This window comes from Nocardia miyunensis NBRC 108239 (assembly GCF_001613065.1).
In the GTDB taxonomy this organism is placed as follows: Bacteria; Actinomycetota; Actinomycetes; order Mycobacteriales; family Mycobacteriaceae; genus Nocardia; species Nocardia miyunensis.
In genome coordinates this window covers 101,157-120,851 of record NZ_BDBQ01000034.1, presented here as the reverse complement: position 1 = coordinate 120,851, position 19,695 = coordinate 101,157, and the positions used below count along the sequence as shown (strand labels likewise).

Genomic DNA, 19,695 nt, shown 5'->3' with positions numbered 1-19,695 from the left:
AAAGAAGGCGAGGTACCCGACGTGGGACGAACAGATCAGCTGTGGCGGTACGACGGCCGCCGGGTCGTGGTGACCGGATGCTCATCCGGGATCGGCGCGTGCGTGGCCGAGCAGGTACGCGAACTCGGCGGCGCGGTGATCGGCCTGGATCTGGCCGAGCCGTCCGGTGAACTGGACGAGTTCCACCGGGTGGACATGGCCGACGTCGCATCGATCGACCGTGCCGTCGCCGCGATCGGGGCCCCCGTCGACGCGTTGTTCAACGTCGCCGGGGTGTCCTCGGGCATCGGCGACCCGATCAAGGTCGTCGCCATCAATTTCCTCGGCCTGCGCCGCCTCACCGAGGCGCTGGCGGCGGGAATGGGCCCGGGCTCGACGATCGTGAGCGTGTCCTCGCTCGCGGCGTCCGGGTACCTCGACCACCGCGAGCAGTCCGACGGACTGCTCGCGACCACCGGCATCGACGACGGGATCGCTTGGTGCACAAGCAATCCCGATGCGATCGCGGACGGCGGATACCGGTTGTCCAAGGAAGCGATCATCTACTACACGATGCGCAACGCCGTCCCCCTCGGGGCGCGCGGAATCCGCATCAACTGCACCGGGCCGGGGGTCACCGAGACTCCCATCCTGGACCAGCTGCGGTCCGCCTACGGGGCGCAGTATCTCGACACCATCCCCAAACCGCTCGGCCGCGTCTGCGAGCCGGCCGAGCAGGCGGCCGTCCTGGTGTTCCTCAACAGCCAGGCCGCCAGCTATGTGCACGGCCAGGTGCTGTGGGTGGACGGCGGCAACGTGGCCGCGCGAATCGCGGCCTCATCCACCACAGAAGGAGAGGCATAGTGGCCACCCTGACCGAATTCCGGCGCGTCGCCGACCAAGTGCGCAACTGGGGCCGCTGGGGCGCGGCCGACGAACTCGGCACGCTCAACTTCATCACTCCGGCCAAGGTCGCCGAGGCGGCGAAGCTGGTGCGGCACGGGCGGGTGTTCCCGCTCGGGGTCGACTTCGACTCGTCCGGACCGCAGGGGGCGTTCAAGTTCCGGCAGAACCCGGTGCACGTGATGACCGTCGACGGCGGCGACGCGCGGACCATGGCCGAATACGGACCGCAGTGGGCGGCAAACGGTTTCGGGCAGGAGTTCGGCGGCTTCTTCGCCGGAGAGGACAATCCGTTCCGGTTCAACGACGACATGATCGTCATGCCGTTGCAGGCGGCCACGCAGTGGGACGCCCTGTCGCACGTCTACTACGACGACAAGCTGTACAACGGCTTCCCGGCCGATTCGGTCACCAGCGCCGGGGCGTTCCACTGCGGGATCGACAAGGTCGACGGCAAGGGCATCACCACCCGCGGCGTACTGCTGGACCTGGTCCGCTATCGCGGCGCGGACGTCTTCCTCGAGCCCGGAAACCCCATCACCCCGGACGAATTGGACGAGGTGGCCAAGGCCCAGGGCGTCGAGATCGGCCGCGGTGACATCGTGCTGGTGCGCACCGGCTGGTGGTCGCGGTTCCAGGAGACCCGGGACGGCGCCGAGCCGTATTCGGGCCTGGACTGGATGTGCGCCAAGTGGTTGCACGAGCGCGAGGTCGCCGCCGTGGCCGCGGACAACCTGATGGTCGAGGACGTGGTGTCCGGCGTGGAGGGCACCTTCCTGCCGATGCACATGCTGTGCCTGCGCGACATCGGCCTGATGCTCGGTGAGTACTGGGATCTCACCGCGCTGGCCGCCGATTGCGCCGCCGACGGCGTGTACGAATTCCAGCTCGTCGCACCGCCTTTGCGGGTGGTCGGCGCGGTCGGCTCACCGATCAACCCCATCGCGATCAAGTAAGGGAAACCAGGAGGTTTCGAGATGACCGCAAGTACGACCAGTGCGGACCCCGCCGTCGCGGACCACGACGGACGACGATTCGTCGTCGGCCTCGGTGGGACGTTGCGCGCGGGCTCGTCGACCGAGAGGGCACTGCGGCACTGCCTGGCGGCCGTCGAGCGCCAGGGCGGGCGCACCGCGTTGTTCTGCGGTGAGGACATCAACCTGCCGATGTACAACCCGCACGATCCGGATCGCACGCCGCGGGCGGTCGCGCTGATCGAGGCGCTGCGGCGCGCGGACGCCGTGGTGATCGGCTCGCCCGGTTACCACGGCGGCATCTCCGGTCTGGTGAAGAACGCCCTGGACTACATCGAGGATCTGCGGGGTGACCCGACGGTGTATCTGGACAACAAACCGCTGGGCTGCATCACCTGCGCGTACGGCTGGCAGGCCGCGGTGGGCACGCTGGGACAGCTGCGCGCGATCGGGCACGCCTTGCGGGCGTGGCCGACTCCCCTTGGGGTGCCGATCAATTCGGCCGATCCGATCTGGGACGCCGAGGGAAACCTGTCCGACGACACCGTCGCCGCACAGCTGGAACTGCTCGCTACCCAGGTGCTCACCTTCGCCCCGGCGGGCGGTGTGCGGGCGTGAGTGTCCGGGCACCTGATCCGGCCGCGGTGCGCGCGGCGATCACCGCGCTGCGCCGCGGCCGAATGGTGTTGCTGGTCAGCGAGATCGACGGCGGGTATCGCGGTGATCTGGTGCTGGCCGCCGAGCGGGCGACCGCGGAGTCGGTCAATCAACTCGGCGCGCTCGGGCGCGGGCTGGTCCAGGTGGCCGTGCGTTCGGCGCAGCTGGATCGGCTCGAGATACCGCCCGCCGATCCCTCGATGACCGGTCCGAGCCGTGAGCGCTTCCGGGTTCCGGTCGGCCCGGTGGGCGCTGCCGCGACCGGTGTGCACGCTTCGCAGCGGGCGAAAACGATTCGTGCCCTTGCCGATCCGTCGAGTACGCCGGGTGATTTCAGCCGCCTGGGGCACGTGTTTCCGCTCGGCTGTGCCGAGCAGGGGGTGTTGGCCGCGCCCGCGCCGCCCGAGGCCGCGATGGATCTGGCCGAGCAGGCGGGGATGTCGCCCGCGGGTGTGCTGTGCGAGGTCAGTGGGGCCGACGGGGAAGCGGCCCGGCTGTCCGAACTGCTCGAACTCGGCGGCGCGCACGGGTTGCCGGTGGTCTCGATCGAGGATCTGATCGCCTACCGGCGAGGTGAGCTGTGCCGAGTGGAACGTCGCGGTGTGGCGCGAATCCCCTTGCCGGTGGGCGAGTTTCGCGCGGTCGGATTCATCGATGGGCTCGGCCGCGACCACATCGCCTTCGTCCACGGCCAGCCCAGGGCCGATCGCGTGCCGCTGGTGCGGGTGCATGTGGAATGCCTGTTCGGCGACACGCTGGGCTCGCTGTTCTGCGACTGCGGGGCGAGATTCGAACGCGCGCTGGAACTCATCGCCCGGGCGGGTCACGGCGTGCTGGTCTACGTGCGTTCCCGGGACGCCGTGCTGCGCGGCCTGCCGTTCAGCGAGAGTTATTCTGCTGCAACACATCCGGTAGATCCGGGAGATCTGCTGTCGGCGTTCGAGATCCTGGACGAGCTCGGCATACACGAGATCCGCCTGCTCGCCGTCGCTGACGAGGATCCTTTCATCCCCGACCAGGTCCGCATCCTCGAGCGGATCTCGCTCGCCGCCGACGCACCGGCGAATGCGACGCAGATATGGCCTGACACAACGACAATCGCCGATCCGATAGGGAGAGTTTCGTGATCGCAGAGCGCAGGACGCTGATCGTGGACGGACTGGCGACCAGTTACTTGGAGGCCGGCGCCGGTGAGCCGGTGGTGCTGCTGCACGGCGGCGAATTCGGCGCGGGCGCGGAGGTCGGCTGGGAGCACACCATCGATGCGCTCGCGGGCAGGTACCGAGTGCTGGCTCCGGACATGCTGGGATTCGGCGAATCGGCCAAGGTCGTGGACTTCACCGACGGCCGCGGGCTGCGAATCCGGCACATCGCACGGTTTCTCGCCCTGCTCGGCGTGGAATCGGCACATTTCGTGGGCAATTCGATGGGTGCGGTGAACATGTTCGCCGACGTCACCTCCGCGACCCCGCGGCTGCCGATGCGCAGCATGGTCGCGATCTGCGGCGGCGGGGAGATCCAGAGCAACGAGCACATGCGCGCGCTCTACGACTACGACGCCACTCCGGAAGCCATGCGGCGCATCGTCACCGCGCTGTTCCACTCCGAGAAGTTCCCCGCCGACGAGCAGTACGTGCGCCGCCGCTATGAGGCGAGTATCGCGCCCGGTGCGTGGGAGGCGTTGGCGGCGGCGCGTTTTCGCCGCCCCGGCGCGGAAACGCCACCTTCGCCGTCGAGCCGCCGTGCGTACGAACGCATCTCGATCCCCGTCCTGGTGATCGAGGGCGCCCGCGACAAACTGCTGCCGCCGGGCTGGTCGGCGCAGATCGCCGGGGCGATCGCTCGCGGCCGCAGCGCGGTCGTCCCGGAGGCCGGGCACTGCCCGCAGATCGAGCAGCCCGAGGCGGTCAACGAATTGCTGCTGACCTTCCTCGACGAGCAGTCCCGCGCGACCGCCGAACCCGACCGGCCCGCGCCGCTGCGGGCCTGACACCGCAGACCGCGAGTTCGGCTGCGGCCGAACCGAATCGAAAGGAAACACGCATGACCGACGAACTGGTCGGAAAGGTCGCCATCGTCACCGGCGGAGCCTCCGGAATCGGCCGCGCGACGGTGACGAAACTGGTCGCCGAGGGCGGGAAGGTGGTCATGGGCGACCTGGACCCCGAACGCGGCGCGGAGGCGATCGCCGAACACGGCGACGCGGTGGTCTTCCTGCGGACCGACGTCTCCGATCCGGCGCAGGTCGAGCAGCTGGTCGAGCATGCCGTGCGGACTTTCGGCGGACTGCACGTCATGGTCAACAACGCGGGCATCCCCGGCAAGATGCACCCGAGCCTGCTGCTGGACGATCTCGGTGACTTCCACCGGGTGCTCGGGGTGAATCTGCTGGGCGTCATGGCGGGGACCAAGTTCGCCGCGCGGCACATGGCCGAGCACGGCGGCGGGTCGATCATCAACGTCTCCTCGGTCGGCGGTCTGCAGGCGGGCGGGGGAGTGCAGACCTATCGCGCGTCCAAGGCCGGGGTCATCCACTTCACCAAGTCGGCCGCGATCGAGTTGGCGCAGTACGACATTCGGGTCAACTGCCTCGCGCCCGGCAATATCCCGACCCCGCTGCTGACCACCTCGGCCGCCGGGATGCCGCCGGACAAGGTGGAGCGGTTCGCCAAGGCGGTGCGCGCGTCGATGAACAACGACCGCCCGCTGCCGCGCGAGGGCGAGCCCGAGCACGTCGCGGACGCGGTGGTGTACCTGGCCGGTGACCGGGCGCTGTACGTGACCGGCACGGTGCTGCCGATCGACGGCGGCACCACCGCAGGAAAGCCGCTCAAGAAACCCGAGGAGCGCAAGCCCGCCGAGCAGAATTCGGCGGAGCCGTCGGCAATGTCTCGAGTCAATGTATCCGGCCCGGTAACCCGATGAATATGCCCGAACATCCTAGGAAGTAGATCTCGATGAAAGTGACTGTCGACGAAGTCAAATGCATCGCGGCCGGCCACTGCGTCATGCACGCCGGCGCGGTGTTCGATCAGCGCGACGAGGACGGCATCGTCGTCCTGCTCGACGAGAACCCGCCCGAAGAACTCGCCGAGGACGTTCGCCAGGCGGCGGCGGTCTGCCCCGCCATGGCCATTCACCTCGAGGAATGAACCGACATCCTGCGGTTCGCCCCGCAGCCGATCATCAGGAGTGAGAAGTGTCCGAAGCGTTGACCGATGCGACCACCGAGATTCCCGAGTATCCGATGTTGCGTTCGGCCGGGTGCCCGTTCGCGCCCCCGCCCGAGGCGACCCGGCTGGGCCGGGACAAGCCGCTGAACCGGGTGCGGATCTGGGACGGCAGCACCCCCTGGCTGGTGACCGGGCACGCCGAATTCAAGGCGCTGATGTCCGATCCGCGGGTCAGCGTGGACGACCACGTCAAGGGATTCCCGCACTGGAACGAGGGTATGGCCGCGATGGTCGACACCCGCCCGAAATCCCTGTTCACCACCGACGGCGAGGAGCACAGCCGGTACCGCCGGATGCTCACCAAGCCGTTCACCTTCAAGCGGGTCGAGGCGCTGCGCTCGGCCATCCAGCAGATCACCGACGACCACATCGATAAGATGCTGGCCGGACCGCAGCCCGCGGATCTCGTTGCGGGGCTGGCACTTCCGGTGCCGACGCTGATGATCAGCGAGATGCTCGGCGTGCCGTACGAGGATCACGAATTCTTCCAGGAGCAGGCGGTCACCAGCGTCGCCCGCTTCGCCACCAAGGAAGAGGCCGAGAAGAGCCGAATGGGCTTGGCGCTCTACCTGATCGATCTGGTGAAGAAGAAGCTGGACGAGCCCGCCGAGGATCTGGTCTCCGATATCGCCGAGCGCGTGCGCGCCGGGGAGATCGATATGAAGGAGGCATCGGGGCTGGGGACCGGCGTGCTCATCGCCGGGCACGAGACCAGCTCGAACATGATCTCCCTGGGAGCCCTTGCGCTGCTGGAGAATCCGGACCAGTTCGCACTGCTGCGCGACACCGACGATCCCAAGGTGGTCGCCAATGCGGTCGAGGAGCTGATGCGCTATCTGAGCGTCATCCAGAACGGTCAGCGGCGAGTTGCCCTGGACGACATCGAGATCGCGGGGGAGCACATCCGCGCCGGTGACGGCCTGATCCTGGACCTGGCCCCGGCGAACTGGGACGAGAAGGCCTGGGAGCAGCCGGACAAGCTCGATCTGACGCGCCCCGCGTCGCAGCACGTGGGCTTCGGGTTCGGTCCGCACCAGTGCGTCGGGCAGCAACTCGCGCGCGCGGAGTTGCAGATCGTCTTCCAGACGCTTGTGCGCCGCATTCCCACACTGCGCCTGGCGATTCCGTTCGAAGAGGTCCAGTTCAAGCACGACCGGCTCGCCTACGGCATCTACGAGTTGCCCGTGGCCTGGTAGGGCCCGGACCGCAGCCGCCCCCGCCCCTCGGTGCCAGCCCGGGCCGGGGGCGGCTGCGTTCTCCCCGAATAGTGATGAGAATGAGCCTCTCGAGATATGAGAAGATCAGTTGCATCACCGTACTGTCACATTTACACTGAGTAGTACTTTGCCGACGACTCGGTCCCGGTTGAAGCCCGCCCGCACCGAGCGCCATGACTTTTCTGCGAGAGGTGAACCTCTGTGACCACCAGCGCGGCCAGTGACGTCTACTACGACCCTTACGACGTACAACTCAACGCGGATCCCTATCCGATGTTCAAGCGACTGCGTGAGGAGGAGCCGCTCTACTACAACGAGCAGCACGACTTCTACGCGCTGAGCCGGTTCGAGGACGTCAACGCGGCGTTGCTGGATCACGGCACCTACAGCTCGGCCAAGGGCGCGATCATGGAGCTGATCAAGGCCGACATCCCGATTCCGCCGGGCGTGCTGATCTTCGAGGATCCGCCGATCCATGACATTCACCGGAAACTGTTGTCGCGCATGTTCACTCCGCGCAAGATCCGGGAGCTCGAGGACAAGATCCGCGAATTCTGCGCCCGCAGCCTGGACCCGCTCGTGGGCACCGGCAAGCTGGATTTCATCGCCGACATCGGCGCGCAGATGCCGATGCGTGTGATCGGCATGCTGGTGGGCATTCCGGAGGAGGACCAGGAGGCGATCCGGGACTTCGCGAACGAGCAGATGCGCACCGAGGAGGGCAAGCCGATGAAGGCCGCCTCCGAGGGGATGGTCGGCGGCGACATCTTCGGCGCCTACATCGACTGGCGGGCCGAACACCCCTCCGACGACATCATGACCGAGTTGCTCAACGTCGAATTCGCCGACGAGACCGGTACCGTCCGGAAGCTGACCCGCGAGGAGCTGCTGACCTACGTCAACGTCGTCTCCGGCGCGGGCAACGAGACCACCACGCGGCTGATCGGTTGGGCCGGAAAGGTTCTCGCCGAACATCCCGATCAGCGCAGGCAACTGGTCGAGAACCCGAGCCTGATCCCGAACGCCGTGGAGGAGCTGCTGCGCTTCGAGCCGCCCGCACCGCACGTCGCCCGGCACGTCACCCACGACGTCGAGCTGTACGGCAGTACGGTCCCCCGGGGCAGCGCGATGATGCTCCTGATCGGCGCCGCCAACCGCGACCACCGCCACTTCGCCCCCGACGGCGACGTCTTCGACATCCACCGCGACACCCGCCAGCACCTCACCTTCAGCGTCGGAACCCACTACTGCATGGGCTCGGCCCTGGCCCGCCTCGAGGGCCGAATCGCCCTGGAGGAAATCCTGAAACGCTTCCCGGAGTGGGAAGTCGACCTGTCAGCGGCCAAACTGTCGCCCACCTCGACCGTGCGCGGCTGGGAAACGTTGCCCGCCATCACCCGGTGATTATGCTATTCCATATGGCATAATGAGGGCATGGCAGATTCGGAGGAATACCCCCTGGGTACGGGGCCGAGCAATGGCATTTCCGTCACCCTTTCCGCTGGAACCTTGCAGGCGATCAGGGACAGAGTCGGCAAGCGGGGCGTGTCCGCATACCTGGAGATGGCCGCCCAGCGGCAGATCGAGCGGGATAACCTGGCTGAGCTGCTTGCCGATTTCGAGGCCGTCAACGGTGTGGCAGACTCGGAGGCGGTGGCGGAGAAAATCTCCAAGCTCACCCGGGGTAAGTCCGACGACGCGGGGCACGCCGCGTGAGCGGAGCGCTGGTTCTCGACAGCGAGGGGCTGGCTAAGGCCGTTCAACGCGATCGGGAGGTTCAGGAATGGCTGGCCGCAGCCCTGCGGTCCGACCTTCCGGTGATCACCTCCGCCGCTGTCCTGGTCGAGGTTATCCACCCCAGGATCAACCGCGCCGCGCTGAAGTGGACATTGTCTCGGCTACGGATCGAACCGGTGACCCGGGTGCTCGCGGAAGCTGCAGCGGACCTGTTGCAACGAGCGGGCCTGCACGGTCACAAGTATGCAATCGATGCCATGCTCTGCGCGACCGCAGCGCAGTATCCGGGTGACATCACGATACTCACCTCCGACATCGAGGACATCGGCATGCTCACCGCAGAGTCTTCGCGCATTGTCGCCGAGAAGATCTGACCGAGCTGCCCAAGCGCCTGCGGAGGAGGAAAGATGACGACGACGGTTCAGTTGCACGTCATCGAGACCTCCTCGGCGAGCGTCGAGTCTACTTCCAGGCCAAGGAAATTGGCGACTCTGTCACGGGGAAAGCAGGCGATTGGTGAATCCTGCGTCGACGAGTCTGGAGTACGAGGCTTCGACCTCGGTGGGCACTTCCTGATGGGCTGCCCACCCTTTGGCCGGATAGACCCAGATTCGTTGAGTGTCGCCGACGAGCGCCTCTCATTCTCCATCGGCCTTGCCGCCGAAGCGGTAAGACCATCGAGATGAGGGGCGAATCGCCCTGTAGGAGATCCTGATACGCTTCCCGGCTTCCAGCCGCATCAGCGACTGGATGCCTCGTCGTCACTGGGGGCTTCGGAATCGTCTTCAGCCAATTGTTCCAAGCTGTCGGTCATTTGGCGTTCCAAAGCTGCGATATCTTCTGGGCTCAGATCCAATCCCGCGCACTCTACTTCTGTGCCCTCGGGCAATGACGCGATCGTCTCGACACCTTTGTTGCGACGAAGCATGGCCGGAAGCTTCCCGAGAACGCTGATCATCAGCGTGAGGAACCCTTCCTCGCTGAGCGCGTCATCTTGGCGGAGCTGGAAGGCGCCGACAACGGACAGCAACAGCACGCCGCCGACGACAACGACGGGTACGGTCCAGACCGGCGTAAGCCGGGCTATTACGAGTAGCACCGACAAGATCACCAGTGCGGCAACGAGATAGAACGATCCGGAGAGCCACGGTGATCGGCGCGCTGCGGCCTTCATCGTGGAGTCCAGCATCTGCTTGTACAGTCGCGCCGAGGTTTCAGGGTCTCGTCCCCGGATAATGATATGAGTGCGGCGCAGACGGCCCTTTTCGTCGAATTCAGCGATCCCCATTACCCTCGGCCCCTCTCACGACGGTTTCCACTGCTGCAGTTGTTGAATCGCTTCCCAGGCGCGAAATGTTGCAAGGACCGTCGCCGGTTCATGTGCTGCTGGCGTGACCGAGGCGGCCAGCATGTACGTAAGCCTGGCCTTCGGACCGGCGCACCCATCTCGGGAGATTCCGATGCCTAGTGTGTTTCCGATGTTGTAGCGGTGAGATGCCTTGGGAGGCAGCGACTTAGCTCGTGGACTTCTTCCGCCGCTCGTAGTGACGGCGCGCCTTCATGCGGTTGCCGCAGCCTGCCATGGAGCACCAGCGGGCGCTGTTGCTTTTGGAGTGGTCGATGAGGAAGAGGGTGCATTCGGTGGTGTTTTCGCAGGGGCGGAGGCGGCCGGGGGACGTGTTTTGGATTGTGTTCCAGGCGATTACGGCTCGGGCTGATAGGGCGTGGGCGGGGGGCGTGGTCAGTTTCCAGGTGATGCCGGTGTTCGTTGCGATAGGGCGGTAGCTGACATCGGCCAGGGCGGGGGTGAGGGCGGTCGGTTCGGACTCGTTGTGGACGAGCGCCTGGAGGGTGTCGCGGGTTGTGCGTAGGAGGGTGAGGTCTTCCTCGGTGTGTTGCTCGTCGGTGTGTTCCTCGAGCCAGCTGCGGGCCTGTCGGGGGTGGGCGAGCAGGTCTGTGCGCTCGCCGCCGATCGTCGGGGTCGTGTTGAGCAGGGCCAGCAGGAGCCGTTCGTCGGGGGACGTGACCTCGAGCATTTTTTTCTAACCTCCATTCGTGCATTGACAAGGTTACCTCATGTCTGCTGTGCTTATAACTGTTAAAAATAACTATGGAGGTTAGAAGCGATGAGTGTTGTGGTGCATCACCGGTACGCGACCGTTCAGGGGCATCGACTCTTCTACCGTGAGTCGGGGTCGGCGGATCTGCCGACAATCGTTCTGCTGCATGGCTTTCCGACGAGTTCGTTCATGTTTCGCAATCTGATTCCGCAGCTCGAGGGGTACCGGGTCATCGCGCCGGACCATTTGGGGTTCGGGCTCTCGGATGCGCCGACCGTCGAGGAGTTCGACTACAGTTTCGACGCGCTGGCCGAGTTGACGCAGGGTCTGCTCGAACAGCTGGGCGTGAACCGGTACGCCCTCGTCGTCCATGATTACGGAGCGCCGATCGGTTGGCGGCTGGCGATCGGGAATCCGAAGTCGGTTGTCGCGGTGATCAGTCAGAACGGGAACGGCTATGACGAAGGCTTCGTCGCGAGCGGCTGGCAGATCATCTGGGACTACCAACGCGATCCCAGCGGCCGGAACGAGGCGGCGCTGCGAAAGGTGTTCACGCTGGCGGCGATTCGGCAACAGTACGTGACCGGCGTCGAGGACGAGAGCCTGCTGAGCCCGGACACCTGGACGCTGGACCACGCCTACCTGTCGCGTCCCGGCAACGCCGAGGTCCAGTTGAAGCTGTTCGCGGATTACGTCACGAACCCGCCGCTGTATCCGGCACTGCACGAATGGCTTCGGGCCGAACAGGTTCCGGTGCTGGCGACGTGGGGCAAGTACGACCCGTTCTTCGGCCCCGACGGCGCTCGGGCGTTCGCCCGCGACACCGAAAACGCGGAGATCCACGTGATGGAAGGCGGCCACTTCCTGTTGGAGAGCGCTTGCGACGAGGTCGCGGCACTCATCCGCGAATTCCTCGCCGAGAATCTGCCCGTGACCTGAGCCGTGACACCCGGCCCTCGGCGTCCGCACCCACTACCGCATGGCCGCGGCCCTGAAACCATTGGCGGCCACGAGAATCCGGCCACGAGAATCCCAAAAGGGCATCGAGGAGGACCTGGGGGTGTGATCCGCTCGCGGCCTATCCGGCTGCCAGTTCTCCGGCTCGTGCCGCCTGCTCCTGAGCCTGCGCCCGGTACAGTCGGCGCAACCGCAAGACGCCCAGGTCGTGCTGGTAGAGGTTTTCGGCCTGGTCGGCGTCGGCGGCCATGTGCTCCAGCATGACGCGATCCTGTTCGAGCACATGCCAATGCCGTTCCTCGAGCTTGGTGCGATACAGGAACTGCCACACGTCCCGCTCCCAGCCGGTCACCCTGCGGTAGCGCCAGAAGAACACGGCGGTACGCCGCTCGTCGATCGGTGTGCCGATGCCGACGATGCCGAACTGGCCGCCCGGGCCCGCGGTCGGCGGGTAGGGGATCTCGAGATCGACCCAGTCGACTCCGGTGCGGCAGAACTCGACCCAGTCGAAGTTGATGCCGCGCTGGTCCGTCTTCTCGAAGAAGAAGCCGCGGTCGGTCTCGCGGATGCGGAAACGCGCGGTGGTCTCGCCCGCGAACATGGTGTGCGAGTCTCGGTGCAGGAACGCGCCGTGCATCGGGTCGAGCAGGTTCTCCATGGCCCAGCGCCACGGCGACTCCCATTCGGCGTAACACAGGAAAGCGGCGGTGTTCTCGTCCACGAGCGGGCCGGGCAGCTCGAGCGGGCCGGGTTCGGCGGCCGGGTCGATGCCGATCCAGGCGAGGATCGCGCCCGCGACCTCGCGCACGGGCAGGCTCCGCACGAGTTGCTTCCCCTCGAGGTTGCAGCCGGGCATGCCGGGCACGGACACCACGGTTCCCGCGCCGTCGACCTCGATGCCGTGGTAGCGGCAGGCGATCCGGTCGCCCAGGTGCTGGCCCAGCGACAGCGGCGCGCCGCGGTGCGGGCACCGGTCGGCGAGCATGCGCACGGCGCCGTCGGACTGCCGGTACAGCAGCCAGTCCTCGCCGAGCCGGGTGATGCGCTTCATGCCGCCGCGCTCGACGAAATCGGACGGGCAGATGGCATGCCACTGGTCACGCATGCCGGTGGTGAAGATCCGGTCGGCTGTCAGTGCGGTGGTGGGGGATTCGTTCATCATCGGGCTCCCAGCCGTGCGATCTCGGTGGTGAAGGATTCGGCTGTCCACGGCCGGCCGCCGGGTGCGTAGATGCTGCGTCCGTTCAGACCGGCCACCAGAGCGTCGAGGCTGTGGCCGCCGCTGCCGAAGACTTCTTCGATGGCCCCGGCCAGCTTCATTTCGTACGGTGTGGGTTCGCCGGTGCGAGCCTGGTGGATGACCAGGTACTGGTCGTTCATTGATTCTCCTAGAGGTCGAGCACGAGCTCGTCGGTGAGCGCCCGGGAGACGCAGATCATCATGGTTTTCCCGGCCGCCTGTTCGGTGCTGGACAGCACGTCGTCGCGGTGGTCCGGAATCCCTTGCAGCACAGTGGTTTCGCAGCTGCCGCAGATGCCTTCTCGGCAGGAGCTGGGCACCTCGACCCCTGCCTCTTCGAGGGTGTCCAGGACGCTGCACCCGGGTGCGGCGGTGGCGGTGACGCCGGAGCGCTGGCACACCACCCGCACCGGCCGCTCTCCCGTCACGCCGACCGGGGCGGGCCGGGTCGTGGGTGCGAACCGCTCCAGGCGGACCGTGCCCTCGGGCCAGGCCGCACCGAGTTGTTCGACAGCGGTCAGCATCCCTTCCGGTCCGCAACTGTAAACCAGTGTGCCGGAACGGGATTCGGTGAGCAGTCCGGGCAGGTCGAGCCTGCCGTCGCGGTCCTCGCTGACGATGTGCACGCGGTCGCCGTGCGGCCGGAGCTCGTCGAGGAAGGCGAGCGCGGCGCGGGTGCGCCCGCCGTAGTGCAGTTCCCAGTCCGCGCCGCGCCGCTGTGCCTCGCCGATCATGCCGAGCAGTGGTGTTATACCGATACCCCCGGCGAGGAACAGGTAATTCGGCGCGTCGAGCATCTCGAAGTTGTTGCGCGGCAGGCTGATTGTTATCGACTGGCCGGGCCGCAGGCTCTCGTGCACATAGCGGGAGCCGCCCCGGGAGGTGGGGGTGAGATGTACGGCGATGCGGTACCCGGTCTTGTCCCCGGGGTCGCCGCAGAGGGAATACTGTCTGATCAGCCCGTTGTCCAGGTGCAGATCGATGTGTGCGCCCGGGGCCCAGTCCGGGAGGGTCGCGCCGTCGGCGTCTTCCAGCCGGACGGATACGACGTCGCTTGCCTCCCAGCGCAGCTGGCGCACTACCAGCTCGAGATTTTCGAGTCCCATACCGGCGACCTCTTCCAGGTGTCGAAAAGCTTGTGCGCTAACTATCTTAGCGCTAAATTAAATACTCGCAATGCGACTTCGGACGTTGCGTCGCAGGTAGAGCGCGTCCCGGTCAGGGGGTCGCGGGCACCGTCACGGGCGGCGTGAAGGCCGTTCGCATCGGTCCGTACGCCACCAGGTCGACCTCGACGATCACGGGCGCTCGCAGGCTCGCGGCCTCCGCCAGTACCGCGGCCGCCCTGTCCGCGCTCTCGACGCGGCGGTACCGAACCCCGATCGACTCCGCGAGCAGTGCGAAGTCCGGATTCACCAGATCCACCGCATAAGTATGAGTCCCGCTGGCCTGCTGCATGTTTCGCAGCACACCGTAGCCGCCGTCATTGCACACCAGCAGCACCAGCCACGGCTTCTCCTGCGCCATGGTCAGGATCTCTCCGAAGTGCACCGCCAGTCCGCCGTCGCCGCACAACGCGAGCGTCGGGCGGGTCTCGTCGGCCAGGGCCGCGCCGAGCGCCATGCCCAGGCCCTGCCCGATTCCGCCGCCGCGCGGGAACACATTGGCGCGCGGATCGTAGACGGGTAGCAACCGGTTGCCCCACGAACTGGACGCGATGGTGACGTCCCGTGCGATCACCGAGTCCCGCGGCAGCGCGGCGCGCACGGCGTCGGACAGGACGGCGTGATCACCGAGCCCGTGCCGCTGCGCTGCCCGTACTCGTTCGCGGGTCGTGCGTGCGCGTTCGGTCCACTCGGCCTCGACGGGTGTGATCCGGCCGGATTCGGTGACAGCGCGTAGGAATTCGCCGATGTCGCCGGTCACCGGCGCGGTCGCCGGGTAGACGCGGCCGTTGGCCGCCGGGTCGAGGTCCACCTGCACGTGTGCCGTGGGCACGGGCATGGTGTAGTCGCCGGTCTCGTTGGAGCGGAAATGCGTTCCGAGCGACAGCAACAGGTCGGCTTCGCCGAGCAACTCCCGGCCCGCGGGCGAGGTGCCGTAGTTGCCGACGCACAGCGGGTGGTCCTCGGGAACCGCGCCGCGGCCCGAGTTGCTGGTCAGCAGCGGCACGCCCCAATGCTCGACCAGCGCAAGCAGTTCCGCGCCCGCGCGGGCGACACCGCCACCGGCCCAGATCACCGGCCGACGCGCGGCCGCCAGCGCCGCGAGCGCGGCCTCGAGTTGTCCGGCGCCCGGGCCGGGGGCCCGCGGCACCACCAGTTCGTCGGCGGTGATCTGCTGCTCGGCGTACTGCAGGTCGATCGGCCATTCGATGCTGACCGGCCCGCCCGGCCGTGCCAGCGCCCGAACGACCCCGTCCCGTAGCGTCTTCCCGGCCCCCTGAGAGTCGAGAATTGTTGCGGCATAGGATGATACGGCCTGCAACATGCCGAGCTGGTCCTTGGTCTCGTGGATGAATCCCCGGCCCGAGCCCAGATAGCGGCTCTCCACCTGACCGGTCACATGCAGCACCGACGTTCCCGCGGAAAGGGATTCGACGAGCGCCCCCGCCGCATTGCCCGCGCCGGTGCCGGTACTGGTGATCGCGCAGCCCAATCCGCCTGTCGCGCGGGCATATCCGTCGGCGGCATTGACCGCGGTGGCCTCATGTCGCACGGGCACGAACCGCAGTTCCCGCGCGACCGCCTCCACCAACGGCTGATTGTGTACGGACACGATGCCGAAGACGGTGTCCACACCGGCCTCTCGCAGCACCTGCACCAGCAGGTCTCCACCATTTCGGCGCACTGTTTCCAGCTCCTCTCACACGTACCGGGCGACGCCGCCACAGACGTCGAGAACAGCGCCGGTCACATAGGACGAGCGCGGGGACAACAGGGTGACGATCATGGCCGCGACCTCGTCTGCGTGGCCGAAGCGACCCAGGCCGATGCCGCGGTCGGCGGCGATCTCCGCCTCCCATTCGGCGAAAGTCGCAGTGCCGCCGGACTCTTCATAGCGCCGCCGCCATTGACCGGTGTCCACCAAGCCGAGCGCGACCGTGTTCACGCGGATGCCTTCGGGTGCGAATTCGATCGACATCGATTTGGTGAGGTTCAGCAGTCCGGCACGGGCGGCGCCGGTGGTGACGAGCCGAGGCTCGGGTTGCCGGGCCAGGACGGCGTTGATGTTGACGATGGCGGGCGCGGTGGATCGGCGCAGCAACGGCAGCGCGGCGTCGACGGTGTTGAGCACGCTGGCGAACTTCAGGTCGAGTTCGTCGCGCCAATCCTCGAGTCCCGCTCGGTCCCTCGGGACCATCCGCGACTTCCCGGCATTGTTGACCACACCGTCCAGCCCGCCGAAACGCTCGGCCCCGGCCTGTACCAGGGCGTCGACCGCGGCGGCATCCCGCACGTCACAAGCGGCGGCGTGTACGCGCTCGGCTCCGGGCAGCGGGCTGACAACCGCACGCAGCCGCTCGACGTCGCGGGCGCAGGTGATGACGTTCGCGCCCTCCTCGAGCAGCAGTGCGACCGTGGCCGCGCCCACCCCGGAACTACCGCCGGTCACCAGATAGGTGCGGCCACCGATGTTCAGATCCATTGTGTCCGTGTTCCTTCCGTGCCGTCAGTGCAGGACGAATCCGCCGTCGACGACCAGTTCCTGGCCGGTGATGTAACCGGCCTCCGGGCCGAGCAGGAAGGCGACCGCGCCGACCAGGTCGGCGGGTTGCTGTGGCCGGTCCAATGCTCGGTTCAGCCGGTACAGTTCGTGCCGGTCCGCGGGCACGAACGCCGCGGACTCGCTCTCGGTCAGGCCCGGCGACACCGTGTTGACGGTGATGCCGTGCGGCCCGAGGTCGCGGGCAGCGGTGCGGGTCAGCGCGGCCACTCCACCCTTGGCGGCGATGTAGTGGGTCAGGCGCGGCGATCCGTATCGGGCCGCGTCCGAGCCGATCGAGACGATCCGCCCGCCCGCACCGGCCGCGACGAGCGCTCGCGCCGCGCCGCGGGTCACCAGGAACGTGCCGCGCAGGTTGACCCCGACCACCCGGTCCCAGTCGTCGGTCCCGAGTTCGTGAATTGCCTTGCCGCCCACGCCATCCGCGAGAGCGGCATTATTGACCACCCCGTAGAGCGGGCCGTCGGCGGCAATGGTCGCGAACATCGCGTCCACCGATTCCTCATCGCGCAGATCGACCGGGACGAACCGCGCGTCCGCGCCCGCGGCGCGCAGTTCGGCGGCGGCATCCTCGCCCCAGTCCGCGCGCACATCCGCCAGCCACAGGGTGGCGTGATCGGCGGCGAGCCGGGTGGCGATCGCCCGGCCCAGACCGCGACCGGCCCCGGTGATCAGAATCGTCTTGTCGGCCAACATCAGTCGCGGGTGATTCCGTGCATCGCCGACGTCTCCGGGTAGGTGGGGACCTGGGGCTTGCGGGTGCCGATGACGACGCAGAACAGGGCGGTGGTGTCGCCGTTGTTCTTCAGGCTGCGCGGCACACCGGCGGGCACGACGATCATGTCGCGGTAGCCGAGGGTGCGCTTCTCGACCCGGCCGTCGCGATGTACGCCGACCTCGATCTCACCCTCGAGCACGAAGAATGCCTCCTCGGCATCGTGATGGGTGTGCTCGGGACCTTCGGCGCCCGGGGGCAGCATCATATTGGAGAAGGTGAAGCCCTCGGACGCGATGATGCGGCGGTCGTCGTCGTGGTTACCGGTCGCGCCGGAGCCGACGTAGCGGATCTGCGCGCGGCGGAACTGGTCACCGGCCTTCGCCTGGAAGCCCAGGGCGTCCCAGTCCTCGTGCCGGCTGGCCCGGGTCAGCACCAGCGAATCGGTGAACTCGGCCAGATCCGATGTCGTGTAATCCATGATGAATCTCCTTGTGGTTCTAGCGGTTTCGCAGCCGCTCGGTGATATGGACGAAGGATTCGACCCAGGCGCCGAAGGCCTCGGGCCGCTCCTGATTGGCGAGATGCCCGGCCCCTCGCAGGGTGACGAACACGGCGTTCGGGATGCCGCCCGCCAGTACCTGACCGGCCGCGATACCGGTCACGCCGTCCTGGTCGCCGGACAGTACGAGGGTGGGAACATCGATGCCTGACAGGTCGGCGGTGTGATCGGTGGCGGCCATGGATTCGGCTGCGGCGCGGTAGCCGTCCGGCCGGATGGCGGCGGCCATGGCGTCAGCGACAGCGGCCACATCCTGCGGATCCGCCTGCGGTGACAGCAGTTTCGGCGCACGCGCGGCGGCGAACCGCGCCGCGCCGACGGTGTCCAGTTCGTCGGCTCGGGCGCGCATAGCCGTTGCGGCCGAGGGGTCGGCGCCCGAGCCGACGGTGGAGCTGCCCAGGATCAGACTGCGCAGCAGTGCGGGGTGCCGCAGCGCCAGGCGAGTCGCGATGACCCCGCCCCAGGACATGCCGAGCACATGGGCGGTACCGCAGTGCTCGGTGATGAGGTCGGCTACGCGATCGGCGTAATCATCGAGGGAGCATGGTGTTTCGGGAGGCGCGCTGCGCGCATAGCCGGGCGCGTCCCAGGCCAGCACGCGCAAGCGGTCGGCCCAGTCGGCGAACTGCGCGGCGAAAGTGTCGGCGCTGCCGCCGATTCCGTGCAGCAGCACGATGGGCGGGGCGTCGAGCGGCCCGAGTTCGGTGACATGCAGATCGGCCATGGGTCAGTACTTCCCGGCGGCGGCGACGCGGACTGCGGTGCCTATTTCCGTGGACCCGACCGCACCGGGGATCTGCTCGCGCAGTTCCGGGAAACGTTCGAACGCACCGGGATCCGCGATCCCCGCCATATGGGTGCGGGTCTGCTGCGACGGCGGCCCCGCCGTTCCCCAGGTGTCGGAGAGTTCCGGGATGCGCCGCCACACCCGGCACAGCCACCGATCCTCGTCGACCTGCGCGATGCCGCTGGTGTATTCGCAGACCAGCCCGGCCGGATCGGCGAAGTAGGAGAAGGTGTTGTCGCCGGGGCCGTGCCGACCCGGACCCCACAGCGGCGTGACGCCGCTGTGCCGCAGTCGCCCGATACCGCGCATGAAGTGATCGACGCTGGGCATCTCGTAGGCGACATGGTTGACCGAGGTCCAGCCCGCCTGGTTGAAGGCGATGCTGTGGTGGTCGGAATTGCAACGCAGGAACGCCATCTGGTGTTCGGACCAGTCCGAGACCCGCATGCCCAGCACCGAGGTGTAGAAGGCGACGGCGGCGTCGATGTCGACGGTATTGAGCACCACGTGGGTGACGCCGACCGGGACGGCGTCGTGGCGGCCGAGTTCGGCGACGGCGTAGGTGCCGGCGAGCAGTTCGACGACCCGGCCCTCGATATCGGCGAACCGGAGGCCGTAGCCGCCGCCCGCGTCCGCGACAGGGCCGGGGCCCTCGAGTACGGGAATGCCGAGCTGTTCGAGGCGGCGCGCCGCGGCGTCGACCTCGGCGGGATCGGATACGGCGAAACTTATGCGGCCCAACCCGTTTCGCTCGGCCGCGGTGAGCTGTAGGACGTGATGCTGCGCACCGCTGCCGCGCAGCCAGGCGACGTCGTTGTCCTGCTCGACAGTTCGCAGGCCCCAGATCTCGGTGTAGAAGTCCACGGATTCGGGGCAGGCGACGGTCCGCAGTTCCACCGAGCGTAGGGCCCGCAGCCGGGCGATCGGCTCGTTCATAGGAATGCCTCCA

The 19,695-nt window shown here is 67.3% G+C and carries 24 protein-coding genes; 13 read left to right on the top strand and 11 right to left on the bottom strand.

What is annotated here, in order from left to right:
• The first annotated feature begins 21 nt into the window (after positions 1–21).
• The 12 genes from NM2_RS14135 (at position 22) to NM2_RS48995 (ending at position 9,386) form a co-directional block, all read left to right on the top strand.
• Positions 22–843: a coniferyl-alcohol dehydrogenase gene (locus NM2_RS14135; protein WP_067668548.1), complete on the top strand. Its 822-nt coding sequence runs from the start codon at positions 22–24 to the stop codon at positions 841–843.
• Positions 843–1,838, top strand: a complete 996-nt coding sequence (locus tag NM2_RS14130) for a cyclase family protein (RefSeq protein WP_067668546.1) — start codon at positions 843–845, stop codon at positions 1,836–1,838. The genes NM2_RS14135 and NM2_RS14130 overlap by 1 nt, the downstream gene beginning before the upstream one ends.
• Positions 1,839–1,859: 21 nt before the next feature.
• Positions 1,860–2,474 (top strand): NADPH-dependent FMN reductase, encoded by a 615-nt coding sequence (locus NM2_RS14125; protein ID WP_067668544.1) that lies wholly within the window; start codon positions 1,860–1,862, stop codon positions 2,472–2,474.
• Complete coding sequence (locus NM2_RS14120) at positions 2,471–3,640, top strand: 3,4-dihydroxy-2-butanone-4-phosphate synthase (protein ID WP_067668542.1); 1,170 nt, start codon at positions 2,471–2,473, stop codon at positions 3,638–3,640. Before NM2_RS14125 ends, NM2_RS14120 begins: the two co-directional genes overlap by 4 nt.
• On the top strand, positions 3,637–4,503 hold the full coding sequence (locus NM2_RS14115; RefSeq protein WP_157121078.1) for an alpha/beta fold hydrolase: 867 nt from the start codon (positions 3,637–3,639) through the stop codon (positions 4,501–4,503). Before NM2_RS14120 ends, NM2_RS14115 begins: the two co-directional genes overlap by 4 nt.
• 53 nt (positions 4,504–4,556) lie before the next feature.
• Positions 4,557–5,438, top strand: a complete 882-nt coding sequence (locus tag NM2_RS14110; RefSeq protein WP_067668540.1) for an SDR family NAD(P)-dependent oxidoreductase — start codon at positions 4,557–4,559, stop codon at positions 5,436–5,438.
• 32 nt (positions 5,439–5,470) lie between these two features.
• Positions 5,471–5,665, top strand: a complete 195-nt coding sequence (locus NM2_RS14105; protein WP_067668539.1) for a ferredoxin — start codon at positions 5,471–5,473, stop codon at positions 5,663–5,665.
• Positions 5,666–5,712: 47 nt separating this feature from the next.
• Positions 5,713–6,942, top strand: a complete 1,230-nt coding sequence (locus NM2_RS14100) for a cytochrome P450 (protein ID WP_245718013.1) — start codon at positions 5,713–5,715, stop codon at positions 6,940–6,942.
• 222 nt (positions 6,943–7,164) lie between these two features.
• A complete protein-coding gene (locus NM2_RS14095; protein WP_067668538.1) occupies positions 7,165–8,367 on the top strand; it encodes a cytochrome P450 in 1,203 nt (400 codons plus the stop codon).
• Between the two features lie 30 nt (positions 8,368–8,397).
• Positions 8,398–8,679, top strand: a complete 282-nt coding sequence (locus tag NM2_RS14090) for a hypothetical protein (RefSeq protein WP_067668536.1) — start codon at positions 8,398–8,400, stop codon at positions 8,677–8,679.
• On the top strand, positions 8,676–9,074 hold the full coding sequence (locus tag NM2_RS14085; RefSeq protein ID WP_067668534.1) for a type II toxin-antitoxin system VapC family toxin: 399 nt from the start codon (positions 8,676–8,678) through the stop codon (positions 9,072–9,074). The genes NM2_RS14090 and NM2_RS14085 overlap by 4 nt, the downstream gene beginning before the upstream one ends.
• 33 nt (positions 9,075–9,107) lie before the next feature.
• Positions 9,108–9,386: a hypothetical protein gene (locus tag NM2_RS48995; RefSeq protein WP_157121077.1), complete on the top strand. Its 279-nt coding sequence runs from the start codon at positions 9,108–9,110 to the stop codon at positions 9,384–9,386.
• A 53-nt stretch (positions 9,387–9,439) separates the two neighbouring features.
• On the opposite strand, the gene NM2_RS14080 is transcribed toward NM2_RS48995, so the two are convergent.
• Positions 9,440–9,988, bottom strand: coding sequence for a hypothetical protein (locus NM2_RS14080; RefSeq protein WP_067668532.1), 549 nt, complete (start codon positions 9,986–9,988; stop codon positions 9,440–9,442).
• A gap of 226 nt (positions 9,989–10,214) precedes the next feature.
• Positions 10,215–10,736 carry a CGNR zinc finger domain-containing protein gene (locus tag NM2_RS14075; protein WP_067668530.1) on the bottom strand — a complete coding sequence of 174 codons (522 nt, stop codon included), beginning with the start codon at positions 10,734–10,736 and terminating at the stop codon, positions 10,215–10,217.
• Between the two features lie 90 nt (positions 10,737–10,826).
• Between NM2_RS14075 and NM2_RS14070 the strand changes: the two genes are divergently transcribed.
• On the top strand, positions 10,827–11,699 hold the full coding sequence (locus tag NM2_RS14070) for an alpha/beta fold hydrolase (RefSeq protein WP_067668528.1): 873 nt from the start codon (positions 10,827–10,829) through the stop codon (positions 11,697–11,699).
• A gap of 139 nt (positions 11,700–11,838) precedes the next feature.
• On the opposite strand, the gene NM2_RS14065 is transcribed toward NM2_RS14070, so the two are convergent.
• The 9 genes from NM2_RS14065 to NM2_RS14025 form a co-directional block, all read right to left on the bottom strand.
• The gene (locus NM2_RS14065; protein WP_067668526.1) at positions 11,839–12,879 is read right to left on the bottom strand and encodes a Rieske 2Fe-2S domain-containing protein; all 1,041 of its coding nucleotides are present in this window, start codon (positions 12,877–12,879) and stop codon (positions 11,839–11,841) included.
• The gene (locus tag NM2_RS14060) at positions 12,876–13,097 is read right to left on the bottom strand and encodes a recombinase-like helix-turn-helix domain-containing protein (protein ID WP_067668524.1); all 222 of its coding nucleotides are present in this window, start codon (positions 13,095–13,097) and stop codon (positions 12,876–12,878) included. The genes NM2_RS14065 and NM2_RS14060 overlap by 4 nt, the downstream gene beginning before the upstream one ends.
• A gap of 8 nt (positions 13,098–13,105) precedes the next feature.
• On the bottom strand, positions 13,106–14,062 hold the full coding sequence (locus NM2_RS14055) for a PDR/VanB family oxidoreductase (RefSeq protein WP_067668522.1): 957 nt from the start codon (positions 14,060–14,062) through the stop codon (positions 13,106–13,108).
• A gap of 112 nt (positions 14,063–14,174) precedes the next feature.
• The gene (locus NM2_RS14050; RefSeq protein WP_067668520.1) at positions 14,175–15,806 is read right to left on the bottom strand and encodes a thiamine pyrophosphate-binding protein; all 1,632 of its coding nucleotides are present in this window, start codon (positions 15,804–15,806) and stop codon (positions 14,175–14,177) included.
• Between the two features lie 15 nt (positions 15,807–15,821).
• Positions 15,822–16,604: an SDR family oxidoreductase gene (locus NM2_RS14045; RefSeq protein ID WP_067668518.1), complete on the bottom strand. Its 783-nt coding sequence runs from the start codon at positions 16,602–16,604 to the stop codon at positions 15,822–15,824.
• A 24-nt stretch (positions 16,605–16,628) separates the two neighbouring features.
• Positions 16,629–17,378: an SDR family oxidoreductase gene (locus tag NM2_RS14040; RefSeq protein WP_067668516.1), complete on the bottom strand. Its 750-nt coding sequence runs from the start codon at positions 17,376–17,378 to the stop codon at positions 16,629–16,631.
• The gene (locus NM2_RS14035; RefSeq protein ID WP_067668514.1) at positions 17,378–17,878 is read right to left on the bottom strand and encodes a cupin domain-containing protein; all 501 of its coding nucleotides are present in this window, start codon (positions 17,876–17,878) and stop codon (positions 17,378–17,380) included. Before NM2_RS14035 ends, NM2_RS14040 begins: the two co-directional genes overlap by 1 nt.
• A 19-nt stretch (positions 17,879–17,897) precedes the next feature.
• Positions 17,898–18,683 carry an alpha/beta fold hydrolase gene (locus NM2_RS14030; RefSeq protein ID WP_067668512.1) on the bottom strand — a complete coding sequence of 262 codons (786 nt, stop codon included), beginning with the start codon at positions 18,681–18,683 and terminating at the stop codon, positions 17,898–17,900.
• Positions 18,684–18,686: 3 nt separating this feature from the next.
• The gene (locus tag NM2_RS14025; RefSeq protein ID WP_084530945.1) at positions 18,687–19,682 is read right to left on the bottom strand and encodes a VOC family protein; all 996 of its coding nucleotides are present in this window, start codon (positions 19,680–19,682) and stop codon (positions 18,687–18,689) included.
• Positions 19,683–19,695: the final 13 nt, after the last annotated feature.